Below are 13,545 nucleotides of genomic sequence, written 5' to 3'. Positions count from 1 at the left end.
CTCACAACAACCTTTATGATCATTGGCCGGAGCAGCAATGCCGAATCACCCAACACGTGTAGACGACAGCTCCACCGGCGATATTAGCGGCTCGGATCACAATATCTTTTTTGCCGCCGTCGAAACCACCCGAATGCCAATGATCGTTACGGATCCCAAGCGGCCCGATAACCCCATCATTTTTGCCAACAATGCCTTTATTGACATGACGGGCTACAGTCGCGAGGAGATCGTAGGGTCCAATTGCAGATTCTTGCAAGGGCCCGAAACTGATCCTAGTGCGGTACGCGAGGTGCGCGAGGCCATTGAGGCAAGGACCGAAGTAGCCGTCGAGCTTGTCAATTACAAAAAAGACGGATCGAGCTTCTGGAACGCCTTGTTTATTTCACCGGTTTACAACGATTCCGGAGAATTGATCTATTTCTTCGCCTCTCAACTGGATGTGAGCCGCCGTCGCGATGCCGAGGATGGACTGCGCCAGGCGCAAAAAATGGAGGCCTTGGGACAGCTCACTGGCGGTATCGCCCATGATTTCAACAACCTGCTTCAGGTGATGATGGGCTATCTGGACATTATCCAGCGAGCCGCCGACAAACCCCAATACGACCAACAGCGCATCCTACGTAGCGCCTCAAACGCACGCGACGCCGCCGAGCGTGCTAAAACCCTTACGCAGCAGCTCTTGGCCTTCGCCCGTAAACAAAAGCTACAAGGGCGCGTGGTCAATCTGAATTCGATTGTCACTTCCTCCCAAGAAATGGCCGAGCGAACACTGATTGATACGGATCTGCGGGTAGTACTCGCGGACGACCTATGGAACTGCCGTGTCGATCCCACGCAGACCGAGGTTGCACTGCTGAACATTTTCATCAACGCCCGTGATGCAATGGAATACAACGAGCACCGCCACCTAACCATGGAGACGAAAAACGTTAAAATCGAGAGCCTGAGCTCCACTTCTTACGACGGGCTTATGCCAGGTCGCTATGTGAGCGTGGCCATCACTGACAATGGATCAGGTATGCCTGCCGCTATCGTCAATCGGGTGATGGACCCGTTTTTCACCACCAAAGAAGAGGGCAAGGGGTCTGGCCTAGGGCTTTCCATGGTCTACGGATTCATGAAGCAGTCGGGAGGCACGGCGAGGATTTATTCCGAAGAAGGCATTGGTACAACGATCCGGATGTATTTTCCAGCAGATGACAGCCACCCTCATAGGCTTGTGGCTACAGAAAGTACATCAGAGCAGACGGGACATGAACGGGTTTTGATCGTTGAGGATAGACCTGACGTGGCGGAGTTGGCCAGAATGGTTCTTGAAGAGTATGGCTATTCTTGCGAGGTGGCCTATAGCGGTAAAGAAGCTCTGTCTATTTTGAAAGGCGAATCATTCGATCTGCTGTTCACCGACCTGATCATGCCCGGTGGCATCAATGGAGTGATGCTGGCTCGTGAAGCCAAGCGTCTGTATCCCAAGCTTCGGGTATTACTGACTACAGGTTATTCAGAGAATTCGTTGGAACGCACTGATACGGGGGGCAATGAATTTGACGTGATCTCAAAGCCCTACGTGCCAACTGATCTTGCCAAAAAGGTCCGACAGGCCCTCGAAGGCCCCAACGGGGTGAGCTAAGTGGTCAGCCGCGTGGGCGCAGCTTTAACCCAGTGGGAAGCTGCGCCCAATTTCTTTTTCGTAGCGTTCTAAAAAATAGTCCCACTGTGCGTTGCTCCACAACGAGTGGCGACGTAGCTGACGCACATCGTGGCGCGCAGCTCGTTTTACGGAAATCCTGGTCCGAGATTTTTCAAGGTCTAGCAATGCAAGGTCGAACCTCGGAACCCCATCTATGACGCTCGGATTAATGAACACATGTTTGGCGCGCATGCACCCGTGCTGCTGACGTCCGCGATGAAGCTTAGCCAGCAATACAGCGAGATTGGTCAGGATGACTTGATGATCCTCTTGAGAAAGATCCATCTGCGCCTGATCCGCTAACCATGTCTCCAGATCTCGGAAGCCTACCAGCTCGCGGGTGACCAACAGTCCTTGCCACTGCCCATTAATTTTCCGCGAGCCGTAGTACAGCGGCTTGGGTGCAAGCACGCCGATCTGGTCCAATTTGGACAGTGCAATCCCCTCCCTAAGAGCAGTAGGACGCCCTAAGGGGTAGCGAATGCTGCGAAAGGTGTGTCCGGTCTGGCGCTTCACGTAGACGGTGCTTCCCTCATGGCTGACGAGCTGCACACCGCTTGTGCCTTCACGGCGTACATTAGGCTCTTCAACCCAAGGCCCATTCGTATTCCACCACTGATCAAAGCGTTCATCTGCAATTTGCAACATACTTGTTTTCCCTACTTCAACGCATTATTCAGGCCATCACAGGCAATACGCCTGATTTCGGTAAATCTCGGATCGCTCTAGGATCTGGCCGCTAGCATTTGTCACCTGCCAAACGCAGTACTCGAAAGAATCTTGTCAATCAGCAGTTCAGGCATTCGATGCTCCTCCGTTTTGGACGGGCAGGACGAAAGCTGACTCGACAGGAGCCGCTATGCAGAATGTTTCGCTAAACCAACACGGAGATCGTCACCATTTCAGGAGTGCGCTTGCCTGACGCCTGACCTGCAGAGCTTCTGACCAAACGCCCAACACCCGTTGCTGGTAGCAGCCAACGGCCCCAGTTTCTAGCCTATTTTATGCCAGATCCGAAAGCCGATTGAAACGTGCGGCCGCGCAGGCTACGTCCTCAAGTTGATATCAGGGCTTGAGCTTGACCAGCTCACCGAGTTTCACCAGCGCCGCCTCAATGGCTGGATCGACAAGCCCCAAAACCCCCATGGTGGCGGCCGGATCAACTGTCAGCGGCTCCAGGGCCTTCAGCGTGGTGAAAGCAACAGCCGCCGCCGGTTGGCCATGTTCATCGAAAAACGCCATGTCATTGCTCATAAGAGCTCCTTTTTCGGAAGGCTTGAACGCGCTTGGCACTAGGCGCATCTAGTAAGGTAGACCAGAATCCACCTTCAGGCGTCCAGAGGGAGTGGGTGGCCGGCGAGCACCTGCCGGTCGACCTGTAGGGCGGGGTATTCGATGGGGGACCTTACGCACACTACCGGCGCCGGTGTATCAGCCCCCTCCCCCGATGAAAGCCGGCTGACAGCGGCACAGTTTCAGACGCTGGCCGAAATGCCGGCGGCCTTCGATTGGTTCGCCAATATCGACAACCCGCGCACCCGGCGTGCTTACCAGGGCGACCTCGAGGACTTCTGCCATTTCGTTGGCCTGGCGAATGCAGATAAATTTCGCTCGGTAACCCGGGCGCACGTGCTCGCCTGGCGCCCGATTTAGAAAATCGGGCCTGGCCGGTGCCACCATCGGACGCAAACTGATGGCGCTGGCCAACCTCTTCGATCACCTCCTGGTACATTACGCGGTCGCCGGCGGCAACCCGGTCCACGGCGTCATACGATCGAAGATCGAAAACAACGACGGCGAGACTCCTGCCTTGGGTGATCACCAGGCCAAAGCCCTGCTCGAGGCGCCGGATGAACCACGCTCAAGGGTCTGCGCGATCGAGCCATTCTCGCCGTGCTGCTCTACCACGGCCTGCGCCGCGAAGAGACGGCGCTGCTGCAGGTGAGCGACATCCAGGAGCGTTGGCGGCATCCAGCACCTGCATTCCATCCGCTGGCTCACATTAGCCGCAACTGACGCTTAGGCTGCCTGGGCGATTTGCAGCTGTATATGCAGTCCGGCGGCGGCCAGCATGTTGATGAGCGTGTCGATGCTGAACAGAGTAATCTTGCCGCGAAGCAGATCAGAAATGCGTGGCTGAGTGACGCCGAACAGCTTGGCGGCGCTCGCTTGCGACAAGCCTTGAGCCTCAATGCGCTCCTTCAACGCGATCATCAAAGCGGAACGTACCTTCATATTTTCGGCTTGAGCTGGGGTGTCCTCAATGGCATCCCAGACGCTTTCGAAACGTTGGCTCATGGGCATGACTCCTTTACCAGGTCCTTCAGTCGTTTGGTGGCCAGCACAACGTCCGCGCGGCTGGTTTTCTGCGTTTTCTTCTGGAAGCAGTGCAGTACAAAGATGGAATCTTCAAATTTCGCCACATAGATCACTCGGAAAGCCCAGACGCTTCACGGATGCGTATTTCACGAACACCGGCGCCTATGCTTGCCATGGGTTTCCAATCGTCCGGCTCGCGACCTTGCTGAATCTGATCCAATTGGTGGCCAACTTCTCGCCGGGCATCTTCTGGAAAAGTGCGCAGGTCATTAAGGGCACTGCCGCAAAATTCAATGGATTTGTGATTTCGTTTCATGGGCCATGACCATACAAAATCTTGTATGTTTTAGGCAGTCACCTTGTCCATCAAACGTAGGGTTGCTAGAAAAAATGTGCTCCAGGTGCAGTAACGCTAGTACCGAGCTAGATACCGCCGAGGCCGACAATGCAATTTAGGGTTTGCTACTCATGTTCGCCTATCTGTCAGAGGCTTCTGCGCGTCTTGAGGCGTTTTGGAGTCACGTCTTTGGCAAATGCGACATGCTCAAGGCCCACGCCGGCGCGTACATCCAGTGCGGCCCCGCTGTACCATACCTCGCTGTCCTGAATACGCACCGCATGCGTGCGCAGCCAAGCGTAACGCTCGGCAGCCAGACGCAGCGCGGCCAGTTCGTTAGCGTCGATCAGGTCGGCCGGGGGCAGCGGTTCGGTCATGGTTTATTCCCTTAACTCAGGACTGATTGGTGGCCAACTCTACGCCGCCGTCCAATTCGACCAGGACTTCTGCACCACACGCGGAGCAGGCCGCCGTGACCTCTGGCGATGTTTCGGGTAAATTCAACTTGTCTGCATGGCCGCACACGGTGGAGCGGTACACGTACAGTACAACTGGGGTAGTGGCAGTCGGCATGGGTGATTTTCCTATCCCTGATCGGGGTCAACAGCGACCCACGCTTTCGCCCCGTTGTAGTCGTCGCCACCTTCGGCCTTGAAGACCAGTCCAGCCTTGTCCACCGCGTAGACGCCAGGGCGTTCGCTTGCCGGATCCCGCAATCCATTCTTCCAGCCGTACACATTCCCCTCCCACACCAGCACGACGCCGCCGCGGTGCTCCTGATTGCCTGCTCGCCACTTGTCAGCGGTTGCGCGTAGCGCCTCGATCAGTTGTGTCATGGTCGCTTTCCTATTTTGTGCGGATAGTTTACAGGTCAGTGCTTCACACGGTGCGGGACGTGTGGGCAGCAGTCCTCATTTCACCGGCCAGCTGTCGCCACTGCTCGCTACTCAACAGCCGTTGCTCGCCCAGCGACGTCAGATAGCTGTGCACAAACTCCTCGGCGATCATGGCGATGCTCGGGTGCTTGCGCTTGCGCTCGACCATCTCTTCGAGATGGCGGCGTACCTAGGCGATCAGTTCTGGACTGTCTTGCTCGATTTGGATCAGGGGCATGGCGTTTTCCTAGACTTTGCCGCTGTCGAGTCCAAGGCGTCTTGTGATGGCTTCATGATCACCTTCTGCTAAAAGCATATCCTCTGCAAACTGGGCCGTTTGCTCCTTGTAACGACTCCAAACCTGGCGCTGTAATGGGGTCATTTGATCTGTGCCAAGCTCGATAAAGTCGACGGCACTGGCTAGTTCCTCGAAAGCAGCAGCACACCAGGCTGTAGACATTCGTCGCGGAAACTCAACCTCATGAACTAATTCGCTAATGCGTTTTTTGGTGCCTGTCATTAATGTTTTCCTACCGACATGGATACTTTTCGGAGAGTGTAGGAAGTCTGGTGAGGTGTCGGTGGCATAAAGGCATTCCTGAACGGTAGATTTCACGAAACCCGGTGTCGCCATCGTACGCGGTGCCGAGGTTCTGCCCTGTAAGACCATCCCAATCAGGATTGCGATCAAGTCTGCCGTTTCCAACCCCGTTTCCCGGCGCTGCCCCGCAGGTTTTTCAAGCCGTTACGTCACTCATCCTACCCAGCCGGTAGCGGTTTTAGGTATCACGTCGGACTCATCCAGCTTGGAAGCGAACATGCTGACCGCCTCGACGGCGTCACTGGTGCCCGTACGAATCTGCAGTATCACCAAGCCGGCCTGGTCCGCGAGGGTAACACCCCTTTGAGCCACATCCCGCGTGGTATTCATGCTGGATACGGCATCCCGGGTGTCGGTGAGAATCATGCTGATCATCTCGGCGATCTCTGCCGTCGAGCGGCTGGTGCGGCCGGCAAGCTGGCGTACCTCGTCGGCGACTACGGCGAACCCTCTGCCTTGGTCACCCGCCCGTGCCGCCTCGATGGCAGCATTGAGGGCCAGCAGATTGGTTTGATCGGCGATGCCACGGATAGTATTAACGATGGCGGTGATCTGCTCGGAGCGGTTGCCCAAATCGCCAACCAATTGGGCGGAGGCGCCGATGTTGTCGGCGATCCGCCGCATTTCCGTCGCTGTTTGCTGAATAACTTCGGCACCCTGTTCAGCGACCCGTTCGGTTTCCGCAGAAATGTGGTATGCCCGCGAAGCGCTACGGGAATCTTCTTCGAATTTCTCTACGCGCTCGGTAATATCGCTGGCGAACTTGACGATCTTGGACAGCTTGCCGTCAGCGTCGTACACGGGGTTGTAGGATGCCTCCAGCCAAACGGTGCGGCCATTTTTGCCAATGCGCTTGAACTGCCCGCTGAAGAATTCTCCCGCATTAAGGCGCTGCCAGAATTCGCTGTATTCGTGGCTATTGACCAGGCAAGGCTCACAAAACACGCGATGGTGCTTACCTTTCAGCTCGCTCGGGGCATAACCCATCACGGCGAGAAAGTTGTCATTTGCTGTCAGAACATTGCCATCCAAGCCGAACTCGATGATCGCCATTGCCCGGTCGATTGCGGCGAGTTTTCCCCGAGCTTCCGCGACTGCCATCACCTGTTTCGTCACGTCTAGCGCGTATTTGACGACCTTGCAGACTCGACCCTCTTCGTCCAGCACGGGGTTGTAGCTTGCCTCGAGCCACACGTTTTGGCCCTGCCCGGTGACGCGCTGAAAGGTACCGGAGACAAACTTGCCCGCGCGCAGATCATTCCAGAAGGCGGTGTATTCGCCAGTACGTACAAGCTGTGGGGAACAAAAGTCTCCGTGCGACAGGCGCTCTATCTGCTCCGCGTGGTAGCCCATGGTCGCCAGGAAATTAGAGTTCGCCCGAATAACCTTGCCATCGAGGCTGAGCTCAACGACCGCCATGGAGCGATCAAGCGCATTGACCAGTGACTTATAATTTGCGACCTCAGTGGTCCGAGCAGCCAATTCCTTTTTGAGTGATCCGTTGAACATGGCATACCTCCGGGAGTGGAAAAGTCAACTTGCTTGTATCGGCAGAGGTCAGTTTTTATCAAGGATAAGTTAACGCAAATATCTAGGATGCTCCGATCAACTTACCGCGCAGCGATGGCCAGCCGTAATTCACCATGCACGCAGCGCTATTTCCTGAAAACGAGCTGCCAAGCGGCACCTGAGGCGCACTGCTCGTCATCGGTGAGCGCAGGCTGACCGCTATAGAGTTCCAGCAGTTGGCGAGCGTGCCAGCTGCAGTGGAATGGTTTGCCAATATTGATGATCCTCGCACGCATCGCGCCTACCAGGGCGACCTGAAAGACTTCTGCGATTTCGTTGGGCTCACCGGCACCGAAGAATTCCGCGCGATGACCCGCACGCATGTGCTGTCCTGCGGTCTTGGCTCGAACCGCGCGGCCTGGCCGGTTCGACGATCCGACGCAAACTGGCGGCGCTGGCTAGCTTGTTCGATCACCTTCTGGATAACAATGCCGTCGCCGGCGGAAACCCCGTGCACGGTGCGAAATGGCAGAAGATCGAGACCAATGGTAACCGGCTGGCAATGTCCCCCCTAGATGAGGACGTTTATCCCATTACTTACTATTAAAGTACTGCTTCGACAAGTCGATAACGCAGTACTGACCCCACTACACCTGTGAGCCCGATGAATGTAGTCCACCGCCTATTTATCATCGCCGCGTGCGCCTGCGCCGGCCTGATTGCCATTGCCATGTTTGCGCTTCATACCCTGCATGGAACCATGCTTGAAGACCGCCGCCGCGAGATCTATACCGTGCTGAATCTGGCCAGCAAACAAGTCGAGTACTTCCAGGGACTTGAAAAAGCCGGGACGCTGACTACCGCTGCGGCTCAGGCCCGTGCTGTAGAGGCGCTGGGCGCCCTACGTGACGGCAAGAATGCATATATTTGGGCAAGGACGGATGGGGCATTGAGCATAGTCCACCCCAACCCGGACGTAATCGGCAAGGTTGACTATGGGGCCACGCTGCCTAGCGGCAAGAGCGCCTGGCAGAACTACCTAGACCATTTGCACACTGACCCCTTTGCCTTTTTCGGCGATAAAGTCGCCCGCCCTGGCCAGAGCCAGCCAGTGGACAAGATCAATGGCGTGACCCAGGTGCAGGGTTGGAACTGGGTGATGGGCTTTGGGGTATATGCCGATGACATCAGCCAAGCGTATTGGCAACTGGTGTACAAATTCCTGTCCATCGGCGTGCTGGTGCTGTTGGGAGTGATCGCCATCGCTTGGCGCATGTCTCGCAGTATCTACAGTGCCTTAGGTGGCGAGCCTCGGCAGGTGGCCGAGGTCACCGGGGCCATTGCCAACGGCGATCTGCGCCACGTCATGGGCAACAACTACCCTGCTGGCAGCCTGATGGCCGCCGTGGCACGCATGCAAACCGGACTGCGTGGCATGATAACGGACATCAAACAGGTAGCAGAGGAACTCAAGGGAACGTCGACCAGCCTAGACGAGCAGATGCAGCACATTGACAATGCGTCTCAGCATACGTCTGAGGCCACCACGCTCACGGCAGCCGCAGTAGAGCAGATGGCGGTCACTATCGACCAGATTTCCAGCAATGCCCGGATGACCCAGACCAACTCCGAGCGCTCTACGTCGCTAGCTATTGAAGGCGAACGTCTGGTCAGCCAAGCTACCGTTGCGATCGCTGAGGTCTCGCAACAGATTACTGCCGCATCGGGCCAGATAAGCGGGTTGGTGGCACGCGCCGACGAGATCGACAGCATTACCAGTACCATTCGCAATATTGCCAGCCAGACCAATCTACTCGCGCTCAATGCGGCTATCGAAGCAGCCCGCGCCGGCGAACAGGGCCGTGGGTTTGCTGTAGTCGCTGATGAGGTACGTCAGCTAGCCCAGCGCACCGCGCAAGCGACCGAGGAGATCACGGTGATGGTGGCCAGCATCCAGAGCGATACGGGCATGGCGGTGAAAGAAATGCAGGCCATTGAGCCCAAGATGAACGCAGCGGCCGGGCTGGCCCATGAAGCGGCTGCCGCATTGCGCGACATCAGCACCGAAGCGGCTGCCACCTTGGCTCAAGTTCGGGAAATGGCCTCCGCCACGTCAGAACAAAGCCAGGCAAGCGGCAGCGTGGCCCAGAACGTGGAACGCATTGCCACCATGGTCAGTGCCTCGGCGCAATCGGTTACCATCGCCAATGTGGACGTGAATGCGGTCGTGTCCTCCAGCCGTAAACTGAATGACTCCACCTCGCGCTTCAGGCTCTAGCCTCACGTTTTCAGTACGCAATCCACGCCGACGAACGCCCAACGCTCACTGAGGTTCATCAGCTATATCTTGGGTTTGGCACAATCCTAGGATAGACCAGACACCGGCGGTAAAAGATGCATAGCTCTCAACTGCTGGATTTTTTTGGTAATCAGACCATCATTCTTGACCAGTCTGCCTCCCCAACTGCAATTGCATATCTGAGGGTGGATCGCAGAAAACCTGACTTTAGCCATCCGCCTCAGTTATACGACCCCGTTCCCTTTCATGAATGATGTAATTGATTGCTTTTCTGAAGAACGTTTGAAGCTTGACTTGGAGCGCCAGGACAGACAGCCCTTTCCAGTGCAAGTCATGCCTCAAGCTGTCGGTTCCCAAGCCGATAGCTTGTCAATCTCCTCGTGGACACTGCGATGTTCAACACTCAACTGAAAGAAAAAGTTCGGCATTTAGAGCAACGACTCGCTGTGCTGGAGCATGTCAAGGATACCCTTGATCGGGAAACCGTTGCAGTCACATTGGATGCAAAAGGCGTTGTTCTGGAGGCGAATGCCTTGTTCCAAAAGGAGCTGGGTTTTACCCAAGCGCAGTTGAATGGACGCCCATTGCGCGACTTGAGTCCTCCAGAGCTTGCTAACGATGTCCATCAGCGGCGTGCTCTGGATGCCATCGCCGAGGGCAAGCACTTTAGCGGCTCCCTGCGGCTGTGCAGTTGCGAAGGCCCCGACGTTTGGCTAAGAACGATGGTAATGCCGTTCTCGGATGAAAACGGTCAGCTAGAAGGTATCGCCATCTACTCCAGCGTCCTGACGCGAACCATCGAGGCGTCACGGGAAAATGAAGCACTGGTAGGCGCCTTGATGCGCTCCACCGCCGTGATTGAGTTTTCATTGGAGGGAATGGTGCAAACCGCTAACCAGAATTTCCTTGATAGCATGGGTTATACGCTCGCAAAAATTCAAGGCAAGCATCACCAGATGTTTTGCCTGCCAGGCTACGCTCAGTCGGCCGAGTATGAGGACTTCTGGGAAACTCTGCGACGCGGCACCTATGTAGCTGGCCGATTTTGCCGAATAGACAACCATGGGCGGGAAGTGTGGTTGGAAGCGTCCTACAACCCTGTCCTAGACGCTCATGGCAAGCTATACAAGATCGTTAAGCTTGCCACGGTCATTAGCGACCAGGTTAAACGGGAGAACGCAGTGGCTGAAGCTGCTGATATGGCCCATGACACGTCCGTGCGCACCGGCACCAGTGCACGGCAGGGCCTTGACGTGGTCCAAAATACGGTAAGTGTGTTGAATCAGCTGTCGGGTTTGATGGAGGATGCTACGCACGGCATTCAAGCATTGGACGCTCAAAGCCAGGTGATCGGGACCATCGTCAAAACCATTAGCGGCATTGCAGACCAGACCAACCTTCTGGCCCTGAATGCCGCCATCGAAGCAGCTCGCGCCGGCGAGCTCGGTCGAGGCTTCGCCGTGGTGGCAGATGAGGTTAGACAACTGGCCTCACGCACCTCTAAAGCAACCGCAGAGATTGTGGACGTGGTCAACAAGAACCAGAGCTTGGCTGCCAGCGCGGTGAGCGTTATTGGGCACAGTAAACAGCAGGCAGAGACCGCGTTATCCCTGGCCAGCGATGCTGACGGGGTAATCAAAGAGATACTGGAAGGTGCTAATAGCGTAGTGACTGCAGTAGAACAATTTTCTCGACAGGCTACCGACTGATCATTCACACAGGGCGTCCAGACAATCTGTGATGCCCAAAGGCTCACGGTGACCTATCTTTAATTCGCTTTCCACTGCGTGCAAGGCTCCCCTCGTGGCGAACAACTCGCCGGGTGAAGATCAGTGATAACACATTTTGCCGCCCCCTACCCTGACAACGAGATACCCCGTGCCCAGCGGGTAACTGAGCTGTGCTACCTCGACACGGTCCAAGACGAAGTACTGGACCGTATCGTGGCCTTGGCCGCCGAAAGCTTCGGCGTACCGATATCGCTGATTTCCATACTCGAAGAACAGCAACAATGGTTCCTTGCCAAGGTAGGCATTGCTGTTTCCTCGACCCCTCGAGATATTTCATTCTGCGGCCACACCATATTGGTCGATGAGTTTCTTGAGGTACCGAACGCTCTCCTTGACCCTAGGTTCAGGCATAACGTGCTAGTGACGGGCGAGCCGGAGATCAGGTATTACGCGGGAGTGCCATTGCGCACCCCCGATGGTCTTGCACTTGGAAGCCTGTGCATCATCGACAGGCAACCGCGCGAACCCCTTTCTGCCAGACAACGGGCGACCTTGCATCAACTGGGCGAATTGGTGGTCTACAGGCTGCATGAACTGCGCACTACATCGTTTATTGATCGGCCCACCGGCCTGATGAACAGGATTCGCCTGGAAGACGACATCCATAGGCACTTAAGCGCAGGTGAAGAGCCCCTGCTGATTGCAGTGGATTTCCTCTCGCCGCTATTTCTGAACGATATCGTGAAGGCGCTGGGTTATTCGTTTCCTCAACATCTAGTCAAAGAAATAGGCCGCCGCCTGAGCGCATTGATCGGTCAGGATTGCGTCCTGTACAGAATCGGCCTGACGCGATTTGCCTTCATCAAGCCCTTCGGAGAGTGCCTTTCGACTCTGTTCTCCATGTTATCGGCGGCCTTTGCGATGCCGGTGATACACGACGGCATACCGATCCGAACCCAGATGGGCATGGGCGCATTGCAACTTGACAAGGCTAGTCTCAATGAACGCGACTGGGTTCGGCTGGCGGTAAGCGCAGCCGACAACGCCCGTGACCTAGGTATCGGCTGGTCCATGTATCAGGGTGAACTCGATGTTGCCCAGCAAAGGGCATTCAGGCTGCTAAGTTCTCTGTCCTCTGCGTTAGAGGACCGGGAGCAACTGAATCTAGTCTTCCAGCCCAGGATCAACTTCGAGACGGGTACATGCTGCGCCGTAGAGGCATTATTGCGCTGGACGCACCCGGCCCTAGGGCCCATCGGGCCTGCCGAGTTTGTGCCCCTGGCGGAAAAAACCGAGCTTATCCGGCTTTTAAGCCTCTGGGTCGTCGAGGCTGCTATTAGACAGGCCAAGCAGTGGCGAGAAAACGGCCATCATTTTAAGGTGGCCATCAATATCAGTCCTAGTGATCTTGAAGGCCCGGCTTTTACCGACAAGCTGGTCGAATTCCTTGAACGCTTTCAACTGGAAGGTTCGGCGTTGGAAATCGAATTTACCGAAGGTGCGCTGATCAAGAACCTCGCCGAGGTCCGGCTCCAACTGAAGCGCTTGCGCGCATTGGGTATCGATATTTCGATCGACGATTTCGGCACCGGTTACAGCAACTGGACCTATTTGAAGGAGCTGCCTGCCACCTCGGTAAAACTGGACAGATCCTTGATCAAGGACATTCAGAGCCAAGAGAAAGATCGGCGACTGGTGACCACACTCATCGATTTGGCTCAACGCCTGGGTTACAAAGTGGTGGCCGAAGGTATCGAAAATCAGGCGAACTTCAACACAGTTAAAGCGTGGGGTTGCAGTGAAGGCCAAGGTTTTTTCATCGCGCCTCCCCTGACCGGCCAAGAGCTGATGCAGTGGCTGGTGCAAGATGGCGCAGCGCAGCGCTTTGCCCTCGACGAAAATATTGAAGATCTATGATCAATAGCTGTCGCTCAAGCAACGTTGTGCCGGTCGGACCCGACCTCCAGACTTAGCACCGGCGGTCGATAGCACTGGTTAATACCACCTACAATACAAATATAAGGGGGCTCCCTTGATCAGTCGAAGGTCATTTTGTAGTGGTCTAATGAAACCGGACACCCATTTAGGCGAGAATGCTCGCCATAGATGCGCGAGCTGAACTTGATCAGCAAACAGCCGGGCTCCCATGCCTACAAAAAGGCTACCGTGGAGCGGCCTGATA

Annotated in this window: 11 protein-coding genes and 6 pseudogenes; 7 read left to right on the top strand and 10 right to left on the bottom strand. The window is 55.7% G+C overall.

All coding sequences use genetic code 11. The features are described from left to right. Positions 1-37: 37 nt before the first annotated feature. Positions 38-1,633 carry a histidine kinase famiy protein gene (locus tag AC3WJP_RS09360; protein ID WP_493720635.1) on the top strand — a complete coding sequence of 532 codons (1,596 nt, stop codon included), beginning with the start codon at positions 38-40 and terminating at the stop codon, positions 1,631-1,633. Between the two features lie 24 nt (positions 1,634-1,657). On the opposite strand, the gene AC3WJP_RS09355 is transcribed toward AC3WJP_RS09360, so the two are convergent. Both AC3WJP_RS09355 and AC3WJP_RS09350 read right to left on the bottom strand, forming a co-directional pair. Further along, the gene (locus AC3WJP_RS09355; RefSeq protein WP_493720634.1) at positions 1,658-2,341 is read right to left on the bottom strand and encodes a lipopolysaccharide kinase InaA family protein; all 684 of its coding nucleotides are present in this window, start codon (positions 2,339-2,341) and stop codon (positions 1,658-1,660) included. A gap of 417 nt (positions 2,342-2,758) precedes the next feature. Continuing rightward, positions 2,759-2,947: a hypothetical protein gene (locus tag AC3WJP_RS09350; protein ID WP_226507248.1), complete on the bottom strand. Its 189-nt coding sequence runs from the start codon at positions 2,945-2,947 to the stop codon at positions 2,759-2,761. A gap of 141 nt (positions 2,948-3,088) precedes the next feature. Between AC3WJP_RS09350 and AC3WJP_RS09345 the strand changes: the two are divergent. Further along, positions 3,089-3,674: pseudogene (locus AC3WJP_RS09345) on the top strand (tyrosine-type recombinase/integrase); the annotation flags it as partial. A gap of 38 nt (positions 3,675-3,712) precedes the next feature. Here the strand turns inward: AC3WJP_RS09345 and AC3WJP_RS09340 are convergent. From AC3WJP_RS09340 to AC3WJP_RS09305, 8 genes and pseudogenes are all read right to left on the bottom strand, one after another. Then, complete coding sequence (locus AC3WJP_RS09340) at positions 3,713-3,991, bottom strand: helix-turn-helix domain-containing protein (RefSeq protein WP_226507249.1); 279 nt, start codon at positions 3,989-3,991, stop codon at positions 3,713-3,715. Beyond that, positions 3,988-4,328: pseudogene (locus tag AC3WJP_RS09335) on the bottom strand (type II toxin-antitoxin system RelE/ParE family toxin). The gene AC3WJP_RS09340 and the pseudogene AC3WJP_RS09335 overlap by 4 nt, the downstream one beginning before the upstream one ends. A gap of 167 nt (positions 4,329-4,495) precedes the next feature. Then, the gene (locus tag AC3WJP_RS09330; protein WP_226507250.1) at positions 4,496-4,726 is read right to left on the bottom strand and encodes a hypothetical protein; all 231 of its coding nucleotides are present in this window, start codon (positions 4,724-4,726) and stop codon (positions 4,496-4,498) included. A gap of 207 nt (positions 4,727-4,933) precedes the next feature. Further along, positions 4,934-5,185, bottom strand: a complete 252-nt coding sequence (locus AC3WJP_RS09325) for an antirestriction protein ArdR (RefSeq protein WP_493720633.1) — start codon at positions 5,183-5,185, stop codon at positions 4,934-4,936. A 43-nt stretch (positions 5,186-5,228) separates the two neighbouring features. Beyond that, entirely contained in the window at positions 5,229-5,393 is a 165-nt protein-coding gene (locus tag AC3WJP_RS09320; protein WP_226507252.1) for a hypothetical protein, read from the bottom strand. A gap of 78 nt (positions 5,394-5,471) precedes the next feature. Further along, on the bottom strand, positions 5,472-5,744 hold the full coding sequence (locus AC3WJP_RS09315) for a hypothetical protein (protein WP_493720632.1): 273 nt from the start codon (positions 5,742-5,744) through the stop codon (positions 5,472-5,474). 234 nt (positions 5,745-5,978) lie between these two features. Further along, positions 5,979-6,452: pseudogene (locus tag AC3WJP_RS09310) on the bottom strand (methyl-accepting chemotaxis protein); the annotation flags it as partial. 114 nt (positions 6,453-6,566) lie between these two features. Further along, positions 6,567-7,334, bottom strand: a pseudogene (locus AC3WJP_RS09305) (PAS domain-containing protein); the annotation flags it as partial. A 188-nt stretch (positions 7,335-7,522) separates the two neighbouring features. On the opposite strand from AC3WJP_RS09305, the pseudogene AC3WJP_RS09300 reads away from it, so the two are divergent. From AC3WJP_RS09300 to AC3WJP_RS09280, 5 genes and pseudogenes are all read left to right on the top strand, one after another. Then, positions 7,523-7,881: pseudogene (locus tag AC3WJP_RS09300) on the top strand (site-specific integrase); the annotation flags it as partial. 117 nt (positions 7,882-7,998) lie between these two features. After that, entirely contained in the window at positions 7,999-9,612 is a 1,614-nt protein-coding gene (locus tag AC3WJP_RS09295; protein WP_493720631.1) for a methyl-accepting chemotaxis protein, read from the top strand. A gap of 413 nt (positions 9,613-10,025) precedes the next feature. Then, positions 10,026-10,799, top strand: a pseudogene (locus AC3WJP_RS09290) (PAS domain-containing protein); the annotation flags it as partial. Between the two features lie 33 nt (positions 10,800-10,832). Continuing rightward, positions 10,833-11,342 carry a methyl-accepting chemotaxis protein gene (locus AC3WJP_RS09285; protein ID WP_493720873.1) on the top strand — a complete coding sequence of 170 codons (510 nt, stop codon included), beginning with the start codon at positions 10,833-10,835 and terminating at the stop codon, positions 11,340-11,342. 123 nt (positions 11,343-11,465) lie between these two features. Next, positions 11,466-13,280: an EAL domain-containing protein gene (locus AC3WJP_RS09280; RefSeq protein WP_493720630.1), complete on the top strand. Its 1,815-nt coding sequence runs from the start codon at positions 11,466-11,468 to the stop codon at positions 13,278-13,280. The last annotated feature ends 265 nt before the right edge of the window (positions 13,281-13,545 follow it).

The organism is Pseudomonas sp. GW821-FHT01A09 (genome assembly GCF_058986725.1).
This window is presented reverse-complemented; position numbering and strand designations above follow the sequence as displayed.

Bases quoted from the DNA above. Each gene is read 5' to 3' on its own strand.
- AC3WJP_RS09360 (WP_493720635.1), top strand. From the start codon at position 38: ATGCCGAATCACCCAACACGTGTAGACGACAGCTCCACCGGCGATATT.
- AC3WJP_RS09355 (WP_493720634.1), bottom strand. From the start codon at position 2,341: ATGTTGCAAATTGCAGATGAACGCTTTGATCAGTGGTGGAATACGAAT.
- AC3WJP_RS09350 (WP_226507248.1), bottom strand. From the start codon at position 2,947: ATGAGCAATGACATGGCGTTTTTCGATGAACATGGCCAACCGGCGGCG.
- AC3WJP_RS09340 (WP_226507249.1), bottom strand. From the start codon at position 3,991: ATGAGCCAACGTTTCGAAAGCGTCTGGGATGCCATTGAGGACACCCCA.
- AC3WJP_RS09330 (WP_226507250.1), bottom strand. From the start codon at position 4,726: ATGACCGAACCGCTGCCCCCGGCCGACCTGATCGACGCTAACGAACTG.
- AC3WJP_RS09325 (WP_493720633.1), bottom strand. From the start codon at position 5,185: ATGACACAACTGATCGAGGCGCTACGCGCAACCGCTGACAAGTGGCGA.
- AC3WJP_RS09320 (WP_226507252.1), bottom strand. From the start codon at position 5,393: ATGGTCGAGCGCAAGCGCAAGCACCCGAGCATCGCCATGATCGCCGAG.
- AC3WJP_RS09315 (WP_493720632.1), bottom strand. From the start codon at position 5,744: ATGACAGGCACCAAAAAACGCATTAGCGAATTAGTTCATGAGGTTGAG.
- AC3WJP_RS09295 (WP_493720631.1), top strand. From the start codon at position 7,999: ATGAATGTAGTCCACCGCCTATTTATCATCGCCGCGTGCGCCTGCGCC.
- AC3WJP_RS09285 (WP_493720873.1), top strand. From the start codon at position 10,833: ATGGCCCATGACACGTCCGTGCGCACCGGCACCAGTGCACGGCAGGGC.